The 12,940-nt window shown below is 69.6% G+C and carries 12 protein-coding genes; 10 read left to right on the top strand and 2 right to left on the bottom strand.

Annotation, left to right across the window (positions count from 1 at the left end; genetic code table 11):
• Nucleotides 1–2 precede the first annotated feature (2 nt).
• From LX88_RS18690 to LX88_RS18655, 8 genes are read left to right on the top strand one after another with little or no spacing between them, the layout of a single operon-like run.
• Nucleotides 3–1,463, top strand: a complete 1,461-nt coding sequence (locus LX88_RS18690) for a GAF domain-containing protein (protein WP_504928585.1) — start codon at nt 3–5, stop codon at nt 1,461–1,463.
• A 58-nt stretch (nt 1,464–1,521) separates the two neighbouring features.
• Nucleotides 1,522–2,787: an FAD-dependent oxidoreductase gene (locus tag LX88_RS18685; RefSeq protein ID WP_258949047.1), complete on the top strand. Its 1,266-nt coding sequence runs from the start codon at nt 1,522–1,524 to the stop codon at nt 2,785–2,787.
• Nucleotides 2,765–3,322, top strand: a complete 558-nt coding sequence (locus tag LX88_RS18680; RefSeq protein WP_258949046.1) for a ribonuclease FAU-1 family protein — start codon at nt 2,765–2,767, stop codon at nt 3,320–3,322. Before LX88_RS18685 ends, LX88_RS18680 begins: the two co-directional genes overlap by 23 nt.
• Nucleotides 3,319–3,906 (top strand): nucleoside/nucleotide kinase family protein, encoded by a 588-nt coding sequence (locus tag LX88_RS18675; protein ID WP_372511358.1) that lies wholly within the window; start codon nt 3,319–3,321, stop codon nt 3,904–3,906. Before LX88_RS18680 ends, LX88_RS18675 begins: the two co-directional genes overlap by 4 nt.
• Before the next feature lie 46 nt (nt 3,907–3,952).
• Entirely contained in the window at nt 3,953–4,498 is a 546-nt protein-coding gene (locus LX88_RS18670) for an RNA polymerase sigma factor (protein ID WP_258949044.1), read from the top strand.
• Complete coding sequence (locus LX88_RS18665; RefSeq protein ID WP_258949043.1) at nt 4,495–5,217, top strand: hypothetical protein; 723 nt, start codon at nt 4,495–4,497, stop codon at nt 5,215–5,217. The genes LX88_RS18670 and LX88_RS18665 overlap by 4 nt, the downstream gene beginning before the upstream one ends.
• Before the next feature lie 10 nt (nt 5,218–5,227).
• Nucleotides 5,228–5,512, top strand: a complete 285-nt coding sequence (locus LX88_RS18660; RefSeq protein ID WP_258949042.1) for a DUF6412 domain-containing protein — start codon at nt 5,228–5,230, stop codon at nt 5,510–5,512.
• 41 nt (nt 5,513–5,553) lie between these two features.
• On the top strand, nt 5,554–6,171 hold the full coding sequence (locus LX88_RS18655; RefSeq protein ID WP_258949041.1) for a YidC/Oxa1 family membrane protein insertase: 618 nt from the start codon (nt 5,554–5,556) through the stop codon (nt 6,169–6,171).
• Here LX88_RS18655 and LX88_RS18650 read toward each other — a convergent pair.
• Nucleotides 6,153–7,661, bottom strand: a complete 1,509-nt coding sequence (locus LX88_RS18650; protein ID WP_258949040.1) for a PucR family transcriptional regulator — start codon at nt 7,659–7,661, stop codon at nt 6,153–6,155. The two genes, LX88_RS18655 and LX88_RS18650, sit on opposite strands and share 19 nt — an antisense overlap.
• A 127-nt stretch (nt 7,662–7,788) precedes the next feature.
• Here LX88_RS18650 and pruA point away from each other — a divergent pair, with 127 nt between their 5' ends.
• Nucleotides 7,789–9,414, top strand: a complete 1,626-nt coding sequence (pruA, locus tag LX88_RS18645; protein ID WP_258949039.1) for an L-glutamate gamma-semialdehyde dehydrogenase — start codon at nt 7,789–7,791, stop codon at nt 9,412–9,414.
• Between the two features lie 89 nt (nt 9,415–9,503).
• Nucleotides 9,504–10,427: a proline dehydrogenase family protein gene (locus LX88_RS18640; RefSeq protein ID WP_258949038.1), complete on the top strand. Its 924-nt coding sequence runs from the start codon at nt 9,504–9,506 to the stop codon at nt 10,425–10,427.
• Here LX88_RS18640 and LX88_RS18635 read toward each other — a convergent pair.
• A complete protein-coding gene (locus LX88_RS18635; RefSeq protein ID WP_258949037.1) occupies nt 10,414–12,828 on the bottom strand; it encodes a hypothetical protein in 2,415 nt (804 codons plus the stop codon). The genes LX88_RS18640 and LX88_RS18635 overlap by 14 nt on opposite strands.
• Nucleotides 12,829–12,940: the final 112 nt, after the last annotated feature.

Here is a 12,940-nt window from a genome sequence, read left to right as displayed (position 1 = left end):
CCGTGGATGGATCAGTGACCCACGAACCCGGGCAACACGCGCTGTTGCTGAGTCGAGTCAGAGATGCCGTGTTGAGTGGTACTCACACGGTTGATTTGCCACGCTCAGTGATTTCTGCGTCGTGGCAGCGGTCACTCGCCGCCAACGTCGATCCCGACCTGCACACCGCGCCGACCGTGTTCGCCGCCGACGAGCTTTCCGACCTGCGCGAACGGCATCCGCTGCACCCGACGCTGCCGCTGCTGCGCGAGACGTTGCTGGGCTTCGCGGAAGAGGCGAAGCACATCATGATCGTCGCGGACGCCCAGGGCCACATCCTGTGGTGCGAGGGCTCCAAGGACACCCGCGGCAGTGCCGAGGACGTCGGCCTGGCGGAGGGAACGCTCTGGTCAGAGGGCGCGGCGGGAACGAACGGCATGGGCACGGCGCTGGCGGTGAACTCGCCCGTCACGGTCCACTCGGCCGAGCACCTGGTGCGGACCTACCACCATTGGACCTGCGCGGCGAGCCCGATCCGCGACCCCGACACGGGCACCACGATCGGGGTCGTCGACCTCAGCGGCCCGATCGAGACCGTCCACCCCTCGATGGTGGCGCTGGTCTCGGCGTCGGCCCGGCTCGCCGAGTCGGAGATGCTCGCCAGGATGCACGCGCAGGACGAGGAACTGCGTGCGCGCAACATGCGCCACCTGATCGCGTTGCGCGGTGAGCCCGGCGCGTTGCTCAGCCCGACCGGCCGGGTCGTGGCCGTCGAGCCGTACGGGCTGCTGCCCTCTCGCGTCGACGTCTCCACGGATCGGGTCGAGCTCCCGGACGGCCGCGAGGCGGTGCTGGAACCGCTCGCCCACGGCTACCTGCTGCGCATTCCCCGGCAGCGGCACGTGCGGCGCAGCGTGCTGTCGCTGTCGTTCCTGCTGCCGGAGCCCAAGGTCGTGCTGGACGGCCGCGAGGTGCCGATCTCGTTGCGGCACGCGGAGATCCTGGCGGCGCTGACGTTGCAGGGCAGGCTGACGGCCGACCAGCTCGCGTTACGCCTCTACGGCGAGCGCGGCAACCCCACGACCGTGCGCGCCGAGCTGCACCGGCTGCGCGCCCAGCTGGGCCCGGACGTCCTCGCTACCAGGCCGTACCGGCTCACCGCCGACGTCGAGACCGACTTCCTGGCGGTGCGCGCCGCGCTCAAGGCAGCCGACGTGCCGCTGGCCGCGAGCAGGTACCGCGGCTCACTGCTGCGCCGCTCCGAGGCACCCGTCGTGCTGGCCGAACGGGACGACCTGGCGACCGGGGTGCGCAAGGCGGTCCTGCAACGCGGCGACGCGAACGCGCTGTGGACGTTCACCCAGACCGACTCGGGCGAACACGACGTCGAGGCGCTGGAACAGCTGGTCAAGCTGCTGCCGCCGGACGACGTCAGGCTCGCCCTCGCCACCGCGCGCCTCCGGAGACTCAGTCAGGACGATTGACAAGACTCTCGACAACTGAATATCTTCGTTGCTAAGAGACTTAGCGACGGGGGTTGTCATGCGCGTACTCATCATCGGAGCGGGGACCGGTGGCTTGTGCCTGGCGCACGGGCTGAAGAAGGCCGGCGTGGACGTGGCGCTGTTCGAACGCGACCGCACGCCGCGCAGCATGCTGATCGGCTACCGGGTCGGGATCAGCCCGGACGGGAGCAGAGCGCTGCACAGCTGCTTACCCCCGGACGTGTTCGCCGAGTTCGTCCGCACCACCGCCCGGCCGCCGAAGCACATCGTCATGCGCACCGAGAAGTACGGGGAACTGCTGGTCGGCGACGTCGACACCGACCGCGACGACAGCCGCAGCGAGAAGTCGGTCAGCCGGATCGCGATGCGCACGGCGTTGCTCGGCGGCCTCGACGACGTCGTGCGGTTCGACAAGACGTTCACGCGCTTCACCCAGAACGACGACGGCACCGTCACCGCGTTCTTCGACGACGGCACGTCCGAGACCGGTGACGTGCTGGTGGGCGCGGACGGCGCGCAGTCCAGGGTGCGCAGGCAGTACCTGCCGGGCGCCAAGGTCGTGGACACCGGCATCACGTCGGTCGCGGGCAAGCTGCCGCTGACCGACGAGAACGCCAAGCTGCTGCCGCCCCTTGCCGACGGCGGCATCACGTTGCTGTTCGGGACGCGCGGCGAGTTCGTGATCATCCACGTGATGCGCTTCGACGGCACGGGTGTCGAGGACGACTACATCATGTGGGGCTACGCGGCCTCGCACGACAAGTTCCCGGACATGAAGGACATGAGCCAGTCCGAGCTCAAGCAGGTCGTGCTGAACCTGACCCCGAAGTTCCACCCGCACATGCGCAGGCTCTTCGCGCTGGCCACGCCGGAGACCGTGTTCCAGGTCAGGGTCCGCACGTCCGAGCGGCCGCGGCCGTGGCAGCCGAGCAACGTCACGATGATCGGCGACTCGGTGCACCTCATGACGCCCGGCCGCGGCATCGGCGCGAACACGGCGCTGCGGGACGCGGAACTGTTGTGCCGCAAGCTCACCGAGGGCAAGGACACCGTGCAGGCGATCGGCGAGTACGAGCGGGAGATGGTCGAGTACGGCTTCCAGGCCGTGGAGGCGTCGCGCGAGATGATGAACGGCGGCAGCCTGGTCCACAAGCCCGTGATCGGACCGGTCGCGGCGGCGTTCCAGCGGACGTTCCTGCGCGTGACCAACGCCGTGCCCGTGCTCAAGCGCAAGATGCTGGCCGAGGACGCGGCGGAGCGTGATCACGTAAGTTCTGACCATGAGGTTGTTCACGCCCGGTGAGGTCGTGGTGCGGCGTGAGGTGCTGCACGGCAAGGTCTGGTCGGAGATGCCGACCAGGGTGATCGTCGACGAGCCGGGACTGCTCGCGGTGTTCGTCGAGCCGGGCACCAGGCTCACCTACCCCGACCACCACCACCCGCACCCGTGGGACAAGCCCGAACGCGGTTTCTGGCGCGGTCACGGCAAGCTCATGCTGCACCGCCCGCAGGACGCCTACTCCGTCGACCTGTTCTGGAAGGGCGACGACCGGGTGTTCGGCAACTACTACCTGAACCTGCAGGCGCCCTACCGCCGCGTCGAGGACGGGTTCGAGACCCTCGACCACGCGCTGGACTACACCCTGGCACCGGACGGCACCTGGGCGCAGCGCGACCTCGACGAGTTCGAGGAGCAGGTCGCGTCGGGCAAGTACTCCGCCGGAGAGGCCGAAGCGATCAGAGCCGAGGGGCTCGAGATCGAGAAGATGCTGGCGTCCGGCGAGATCTGGTGGGACACGGCCTGGGCGGACTGGCGACCCTCATCGGACTGGCGGTGAAGGTCCGGCCGCTCACGTTCGACACGCTCGTCGCCGAGATCGTCGGCCAGGTGTCGGAGATCGACGGGCGGGTGCGCGTGCTGATCGACGGCGCACCCGCCGCCGAACCCGGAAGGCTCGCGGACGCCGCCGTGGAACCGTTGCGCGCGTTGGGCCGCGCGGTGCAGCGAGTGTCCCTTCAGGACTTCCTGCGCCCGGCCTCGGTGCGGCTCGAACACGGCCGCACCGACTCGTACTCCTACCGGCACGACTGGTTCGACTACGGCGGCCTGCAGCGCGAGGTCCTCGACCCGGCGATGGACGGCAAGGTGCTGCCGTCGCTGTGGAACGCCGCCACGGACCGCGCCAGCCGCGCCGAGTACGTCGACGTGCCGCAGAACGGGGTCGTGCTCGTGGACGGCACCCTGATGCTCGACCGGTGGCTGCCGGCCGAGCTCACCGTGCACCTGTGGCTCTCCCCCGGCGCGCTCAAGCGCAAGACCACCGAGGAGTGGACGCTGCCCGCGTTCGAGGACTACGAGCCGGTGGCCGACCTCTTCGTCCGCTACGACCACCCCGGACGGCCGGGCCTGGTCGAGTCGTGAACCGCTCTGCCCGCCGCGGACATAGGCGGGACAGAGAGGAGGGTCCGTGACCGACGAAGAACTCTGGGGGCAGGTCCGGGCCGGTGTGAGCGAGGCGTTCGGGCAGCTGTTCGAACGCCACGCCCAAGCCGTGTTCGCCTACTGCCTGCGCCGCACCGGTACATGGGCGGTCGCCGAGGACCTGGTGTCCGTGGTGTTCATGGAGACCTGGCGCAAACGCACGTCCGTGACCGTGGAGGGCTCCTTACTGCCGTGGCTCTACACCGTCGCACTGGGCGTCACCCGCAACCACCAACGCGCCCGCAAGCGGTACAAGGCCGCGCTGGGCAAGGTTCCGCCGCAGCACGCCGACGACGACCACGCCGATGACGTGGCGCGGCGGGTGGACGCGGAGGCCAAAACTCGGGAGGTGATCGCGGAACTGGAGAAGCTGCCCGCCGCAGACCGGGAGGTGCTGGAGATGTCCGCGTGGTCGGACCTGAGCCAGGCGCAGATCGCCCAGGTGCTCGGCATCCCGGTCGGCACGGTGAAGTCCCGACTCGCTCGCGCGCAACGCACCGTGCGTGGCGCCCTGGTTGAGGAGGCCCTGTGAACATCACCCCCGACATCCCGCAGCTCGACCCGATGCGGCTCCAGGTCCGCAAGCACGCGCTGCTGAACGAGATCAGCTCGAAGCCGTCCCGCCGCTGGTGGCGCTTCACGGTGCCCGCGACGGCCCTCGTGGCCGCCGTCGCCGTGACGCTGGTGCTGTGGACGCCGACGAACCAGGACGCCTCCGCGGCGTGGACCGCCGAACCGAGGGCGCCCGGCGACCTGACACCCGTGCTGGCGGACTGCGGGAGGACGCTCGACCAGCACGACGCCGGACGGGGGGTGAACGGGCCGGACTGGCCGGCCCCCCGGGACGTGGCCGTCGTCGACCAGCGCGGGGACATGACGATGGTGCAGTACATCGGTCCGCAGTCCGAGATGCTGTGCCTGCGGACACCGGCAGGCGTCGACATGAACGGAAGGGGAAAGCTCCAGGACCAGGACCCGCTCGGCGACAGGCTGTTCGCCGACTTCCTCCCGTCCGTGAGAATGCACGACGTGGGCGGTCGCAACGCCATGACCGTCCTGACCGGATGGGTGAGCCGCGCGGTCGGCAAGGTGGTCATCAGCACCGAGGACGGGCTGGAGGTGACCGCGACCATCGGCAACGGCCGGGTTCTGGCCTGGTGGCCGAGCCTGGGCAAGGCGAAGGACGTCAGGCTCTACGACGAAGCAGGCGTTGTCCTGCAGACCGCCCCCATTCCCGTCAAGTCCAGGTAACCTGCAAGGCATGTGGCGGCCGGAGACCCGACAGCGAGCGATGCTGGTGCTCGCGGTCTTCCTGCCTGCCCTCTACGCCTTCACGTTGTTCTCGTCTCCGACCGAGGTCGTCGCGGCCGTGACCGCGCTCGCCCTCGCGTTGATCGTGGTCGTCGCGCTGGTGCCGCTGTCGGTGGCACCGGCGCGGTCGCTCTCGATCCGCGGACGGGCCCAGCGAACAGCACAACTGCGGCTGCGAAACCCTGACGCCGCAGGCAAGTCCCGTCCTCGAGCACCGGGATGCCGGACGTTCTGACACGTCCCGCACATCCCCAACTCAAGACGGAGAAACCTCCCTTGTTCGCTGACCTGGGCGCTGCCCTGGCGGGCTTCGGCATGCCCGCGCTCGCCATCGTTCTGTTCACGGTCGTCGTGCGGCTCGCGCTGCACCCCTTCTACCGCGCGGCCGTGCGCGGGGAGAAGGCCAAGGCCAAGCTCGCACCCGAGATCCAGAAGCTGCAGAAGAAGTACGGCAAGGACATGATGCGGTTCTCGGAGGAGTCGCAGAAGGTCTACAAGAAGAACGGCGTGTCGATGTTCGCGGGCATGCTGCCGATGCTCGCGACGGTCCCGTTCTTCATGGTCATCTACCAGGTGGTCACGACGCCGAACCCGTTGCTGGAGGGCACCTTGTTCGGCATCTCGCTCGGCACGCACTTCACGTCCGGCTTCGCGTGGGTGTTCTTCGTGCTGTTCGGGCTGCTGGCCGTGGTCGCCTATGTGACCGTGAAGTGGCAGCAGTCGCGGATGACCGCCACGCCCGCGCCGGGGTTCATGACCGGGCTGGTCAAGGTGCTGCCGTTCGGGACGATCCTGGTGGCCGCGTACCTGCCGCTGGCCGCCGGGCTGTACCTGCTCACCACGACGACGTGGACGATCGCGGAACGGGCGCTGCTCTACCGCATCCTGAGCTGAAGCTGGGCGACGAGCCGGACGAGCGGGTCGTCCAAGTCCAGGTCGATCCGCTTGAGCCGGTACCTGAGCGTGTTCGGGTGCACGTGCAGCCGGTCCGCCGCGGCGCGCACGTCCCCCAGCGCGTCGAGGTAGGCCAGCAACGACTTCGCGAGCTCGGAGTCGAGCGCGTCGATCCTCGGGTCCCTGATGCGTGGGTTGTCCTGGAGCAGAGCCAGGATTTCGCTGACCAGGACCTGCGAGCGGACGTCGGCGAGCGTCGAGACCTCGGCGTCGAGGTCGCGGGCCATCGCGTCCAGCACGCGTTCGGCCTCCTGGCGGGAGATCTGCGCGTCGTCCAGTGTGGACACCGTCGAGCCGACCGCCGCCTGGACCGCCGTGTGCAGGTGGCGGCGTGCGGTGGTGACGATTTCTCGCGTGAGGCTCAGGAGTTGGGCGTTCGGGGCGAGGTCCGGCAGCAGGACGTAGGTGCGGCCGCCGGACTCGCTGACCAGCGCGCTGCGCCGGTACGCCGCCGCGTGCACGGAGATCAGGCCGGTCATCTCGGCACGGCGCAGTTCGTGTTCGCTGCGGTCGCCCTCGGCGCTGCGCACCGCGAACACCACGACGGCGGCGGGTTTCTTCGGGTCTGCGCCGATCTGACCGGCGACCGTGGCGGCGTCCATCCGGCCGGTGAGCAGGGCGGCGAGGAGGTTCTCGCGGAACCGCGACGTGGGCTGGTTGCGCTGCTGGATGAGGTGCGGTGCGGTGACGCGGGCGGCGCCGAGCAGGGCCCGTTCGGCCTGCTCGGTCAGCGGCTGGTCGCCCTCCTGCACCCAGATCGTGCCCAGCGGCTGCTGGCCAGCGTGGATGCCCACCGCGATGCGCCGGCGGATGCCCAGCTCAGGGCGTTCGTCGATGCGGACGACCTCCTCGCCTGAACGCAGCAGGTTGTAGACGCCCCACTCGCGCAGCATCTTCAGGTACGGCTCGGGGCCCTGGCGGCCGAGGATCGACAGCCGGCGCAGCTCGTCGACCTCGTCGGACGAGCGGGAGTAGGCGAGCACGCGGCTCGCGGTGTCCTCGATGCTGACGATGCCGCCGGTCAGCGTGGCAATCGTTTGCGCTAGCGCGAACAGGTCGCCGAGGACCTCGCCGTCGTCGGTCGTGGTCGTGAGAACGCTCTTGGCCAGGGACTCCAGGTGGCCCCAGCGGACCTCGGGCCGGACTTCCAGCAACGCCACGCCCGCGTCCGTGGCGGCCTGCACAAGGGCTGAGGACGACTCCTTGACCGCGACGGCGGCGGCTTTGGCTCGTCCGGCGGCTCTGACCAGCGGCAGTGCCGCCCGGCCCCGTGCCCCGATGAGCAGGGCCAGGTCACCCTGGGCGACGTCCGGCGGGTCGTCCGGATCCATGATCACCACATCGCGCACGTCCACCTCCAGGCCGCGCGGGGCGACCTGGAGTTCGACGAGCGGATCGCCGAGCGCGATGAGGATCTGGCGGAGGCTCATACCCCGAAGGCAATCAGCACTGTTCGATCGTACATCTGACCTGGTGAATCTTGGCGTTTCGCACAACCGAGGCCAGGTCGCGCGGACTTACGGTTTGCGTACCGAACAAGCCCATAAGGAGTTGCGAGTGGACGCGGTCACCCAGGTTCCCGCCCCGGTCAACGAGCCGGTCCTGCAGTACGCCCCCGGTAGCCCGGAGCGCGCTGACCTGCAGGCCAAGCTGGTCGAGCTGCAGAAGGAGCCCCTCGACCTGACGCTGACCATCGGTGGCGAGCAGCGCATGGGTGGCGGCGAGCGCTTCGACGTCGTCCAGCCGCACAACCACCGCTCGGTCCTCGGCACGCTGGCCGGTGCGACCCAGCAGGACACGACCGACGCGCTGCAGGCCGCCCGCGAGGCCGCCCCGGCGTGGCGCGCGATGTCGTTCGACGACCGCGCGGCGATCATCCTGCGTGCGGCCGACCTGCTGGCCGGCCCGTGGCGTCAGACGCTGAACGCCGCGACGATGCTCGGCCAGTCGAAGACCGCGATCCAGGCGGAGATCGACGCGGCGTGCGAGCTGATCGACTTCTGGCGCTTCAACGTGCAGTTCGCCCGCAACCTGATGGCCGAGCAGCCGATCTCCTCCCCCGGTGTGTGGAACCGCACGGACCACCGTCCGCTCGAGGGCTTCGTCTACGCGATCACGCCGTTCAACTTCACCGCCATCGCCGGCAACCTGCCGACCGCGCCCGCGCTGATGGGCAACGTGGTGCTGTGGAAGCCGTCGCCCACCCAGTCGTTCGCCGCGCACCTCACCATGCGGCTGCTGGAAGAGGCGGGCATGCCGCCCGGCGTCATCAACCTGCTGCCCGGTGACGGCCTCGCGGTGTCCGAGGTGGCGCTCAACTCCCCCGACCTCGCGGGCATCCACTTCACCGGCTCCACCCCGACGTTCCAGAAGCTGTGGGCGCAGGTCGGCGCGAACATCGCGAACTACCGCTCGTACCCGCGCATCGTCGGCGAGACCGGCGGCAAGGACTTCATCCTCGCGCACCCGTCGGCCGACCCGGACGTGCTGCGCGTCGCGATGATCCGCGGTGCTTTCGAGTACCAGGGCCAGAAGTGCTCCGCCGCGTCGCGCGCCTACGTGCCGCGCTCGGTGTGGAACAAGATCAAGGACCAGTTCCTGGCCGAGGTCGACGCGCTGACCTACGGCGACGTCACCGACTTCTCGAACTTCGGTGGCGCGGTGATCGACCGCCGTTCGTTCGACAAGCTGTCGGGCGTGCTGCAGGCCGCTCGCACGGACTCCTCGCTGGAGATCGCCGCCGGTGGCACCGCGGACGACAGCGACGGCTTCTTCGTCCGGCCGACCGTGCTCGTCGGTTCCGACCCTGCGAACTCCGTGTTCACCACCGAGTTCTTCGGCCCGGTGCTCGCGGTCCACGTGTTCGAGGACGCGGACTACCTGACCGTGCTCAAGCAGATGGAGAGCGCGGCGCCCTACGGTCTGACCGGCTCGATCATCTCCCGTGACCGCGCCGCCGTGGCGCACGCGCAGGAAGAGCTGCGGTTCGCCGCCGGCAACTTCTACGTCAACGACAAGCCCACCGGTGCCGTCGTGGGCCAGCAGCCGTTCGGCGGCGGCCGCGCGTCCGGCACGAACGACAAGGCGGGGTCGGTCCACAACCTGCTCCGCTGGGTCAGCCCGCGCTCCATCAAGGAGACCTTCGCGGCGCCCACCTCCCACCTCCACCCGCACCAGGGCTGACACCCAAGCCCGAAATTGATGAGGGGAGCTTTCATCAACCACAAGTTGATGAAAGCACCCCTCATCAACCTCACCCCGAGGAAGTGATCTTGATGCGCAGTGTGCTGCTCGCGGCGTCCCGCAGCGCGGGTGCCCGCAAGCTCGTCGAGTCGACGCCGCTGACCCGGCCCGTCGTCGAGCGGTTCGTCGCCGGTGCCGACGTCTCCTCCGCGATCCGCGCGACCGCCGAGGTGCTCGGCGACGGCCGCCTGGTCACGCTGGACCACCTCGGTGAGGACACCTTCGAGGAGTCGCAGGCCAACGACACCGTCGAGGCGTACCTGACGCTGCTGTCGAGGCTGGAGTCGCAGGGCCTCACGCAGGGCGCCGAGGTGTCGGTCAAGCTGTCCGCCGTCGGCCAGTCGCTGCCGATCGACGGCGAGAAGATCGCGCTGGAGAACGCCCGTCGCATCTGCACGGCGGCCGCCGTCGTCGGCACGACCGTGACGCTGGACATGGAGGACCACACCACCACGGACTCCACGCTGGGCATCCTGCGTGAGCTGCGGGTGGACTTCCCGTGGGTCGGCGCGGTGCTGCAGGCCTACCTCCGCCGGACCGAGCAGGACTGCCGCGACCTGGCGTACGCCGGTTCGCGCGTGCGGCTGTGCAAGGGCGCGTACCAGGAGCCTGCTTCCGTCGCGTACCAGGACAAGCACGACGTCGACCTGTCGTACGTGCGGTGCCTGAAGATCCTGATGGAGGGCGAGGGCTACCCGATGGTGGCCTCGCACGACCCGCGCCTGATCGCCATCGCCGCCGACCTGGCGTCCGCGCGCTCGAAGGACACCTACGAGTTCCAGATGCTGTACGGCATCCGGCCCGAGGAGCAGCGCCGCATCGCCGCCGAGGGCAACCGCATGCGCGTGTACCTGCCGTACGGCGACGAGTGGTACGGCTACTTCATGCGCCGTCTCGCGGAGCGTCCGGCCAACGTGGCGTTCTTCGCGCGGTCGCTGCTCACCAAGAGCTGAGGTCCTCGACCGTTTCCAGGGCGAACTGCAACTTCACCGGCTCACCCGCCCCGCGGAGGATCTCGACCGCGCGGCGGGTGAGCCGGAGTGCTTTCTCCGTCCCGTACCCCGTCTCGGCGCAGAGCCGGCCGTAGATCGTCAGCGCGTCGGCGTAGTCGGCGTGCGCGTCGAGGTCGAGCCCGGCCATGTGCCACAACACGATCGCGATGTGCGCGGTGTGGCGCGCCTCTTCCTTCCGTTCCGCGGCAAGGAGTCTGCACACGTGCCTCTGCAGAGACGAGAGGTAGACGGTCGGCGCCGTCCTCGGGCGCAACGCCCGGCAGACCTCGACCGTGAACTCGGACATCCCCACCGCGCGGACGTGGTGGTCCGAATCGGACAGTGCGCGAGCCGTGTTCTGCAGCGGTGGCGCCAGTTTCGCGCCGAAGAACTCGACCAGCTGTGACGGCAGGCGCTGACAGAGGTCGAGGCACTCGTCGGCCGTCGTCATCGCCTGACCGTCCTGGCCGTGCAGGAGCTGCTGGTCGACCAGCGTCGCCAGGGCGATCACGAGGTCGGCCTGGTTCCGGACGAGGTCCTCGGCGACCAGTTCCCGGTACACCTCGACGGCTTCTTCGGCCGCGCCGACGTCACCGACGACCTTGGCGACGTTGAGCAGGGCGGCGGCCAGACCCTTGCGGTCGCCCGTCTCACGCCAGAGCATGACGGCTTCTCGCGCGGTGAGCGCGGCGTCGATGTCGTCGGCCAGCTCCAGCAACGCCTGGCTGCGCCGCGTCAGCGCGTCGGCGAGTTCGGTGCCGAACGTCTCGGGGTGGGCGACGGCGAGGCGGCGGAACAGGTCCACTGCCTCCTTCAAGGCCTCGTTCGCGGCCTCCGCCCTGTCCAGGTCGACGAACATGGCGCCCGCCGCGACGAGGTTGCGGGCCAGCTCGGGCTCGAAGCGCGGGTCCTCCTGCGCGACCACCCTCCAGTTCGCGATGGAGAGCTGCATCGAGTCCGCCGCGTGCTCCCCGTTGCCCTCGAACTGGAAGCGGCGGGCCATCACGGCGGCGACCCTGGCGAAGTCGGCGCGGAAGAGCGCCGGGTGGGTCTTCGCCAGTTCCTGGAAGAGCAGGGTGGCGCGGCTGATGGCGGTCGTCGCGTCCTCGTCGCGGCCGAGCGCCTGGTAGCGGTAGCTGATCTGCTCCAGCGCGGACGCGAGCTGCGGGATGGTCTCCGGGTCGTCCTCCGCGATCTCGCGCCAGAGGTCGATCGCCTCCTCAGAGACGGCGAGCACCTCGTCGTTGCGCTGTGCGTTGATCAGCCTGAGCGCCAGGTCTCCCAGCGAGTCCGCGAGCAGCGGCCGGTTCTCCCGGTCGCGCGCCACGAGCTCGCGGTAGCACCCGACCTCCGCCTCGGAGGCCTCGACGGACTCCTGGCGCAGGCCGCACAGCATCGTGCGGGCGCTCAGCATCCCGTACATCTCGGCCCGTTCGAGGACGTCGTCGGCACGTTCGAGCAGCCGGCGGGTGAGGATCGACGGGATCGCGTCGGTGGCGAACCGCTCGTCGCGGAAGACCTCACGGGCGATGGCCTCCGCGGTGGCGGTGGAGCCGATCTCCGCGGCGATGCGGAGGCTGTCGCGGGCCATGTCGCGCACGATCTTCGGGTTCCCGGTGACGAGCTCGTCGAGCCGGGGCCTCAGCGCGGGCCACCTGTCGGCGGCGCGCGCCAGCAGGTCCGGGTCCGGGGTGTCCGGGGTGGCGACCGCCAGGTAGTCCTCGGCGATGCGGCCGGTCTTGCGGCCGGTGTCGCGCTTGAGGAGCTGACGGACGAGCTGGGTGCGGTTCACGTCGCACGGATCGCCGTGCACCGCGGTCAGCGCGGCCATGTGCAGGTCGAGGACCGTCTCCTGGGCGATGTTCGGCGGCGGCTCGTCCGGGGCCGTGACGTCGAGCTCCTTGGCGAAGTACTGGCAGGCGAGCGTGAACGACTCCTCGCGGTCCTCGAGGCTCGCGGCGAGTTCGACGGCCATGACCTCGTGGTCGAAGTCCGCGATGCGCTGGCGCGTGGAAGACCACCACCAGCCCGTGGTCCTCGCCGCCAGCAGCACCCGCGTGCGCTCCGGTCCGTGCCGAAGCGTGTCCTGCAGCAGCAGGAAGACGTCCTGCCACCGGAGCCGGTCGGCGTCGTCGATCACCAGCAGCCTGCCGTGCGCGGCATCGTCCCAGCACTCCTCCTGGAACTGCTGGAGCAGCCTGGTCTTGCCCGCGCCCGCCGGGGCGTGCAGCAGCAGGGACGCCTGGGGCACGGGGCTGTCGCGCCAGAGCGTGAGCGTGTGCAGCTCGGTTTCTCTGCCGTGAAAGGGGACCACCTGCTGGGTGGGATCCAGCAATGCGGCAACGCTGAGTGCTCGGTCCACCGTCCCATAGTCGGTCGCTGGTCAGCCCGAGGGTAGGAAGACCACACCATCGTGGCCTTTTCCCGTTTTTCCTTCACCCCAATGTCTACTGGCTTGGAGAAGGTCCAACAGC

The sequence above is a fragment of the Lentzea californiensis genome, assembly GCF_024648825.1.
Lineage (GTDB): Bacteria > Actinomycetota > Actinomycetes > Mycobacteriales > Pseudonocardiaceae > Lentzea > Lentzea californiensis.
Note: the sequence above shows the minus strand (reverse complement) of the source record. Positions and strands in the feature narration are given on the sequence as shown.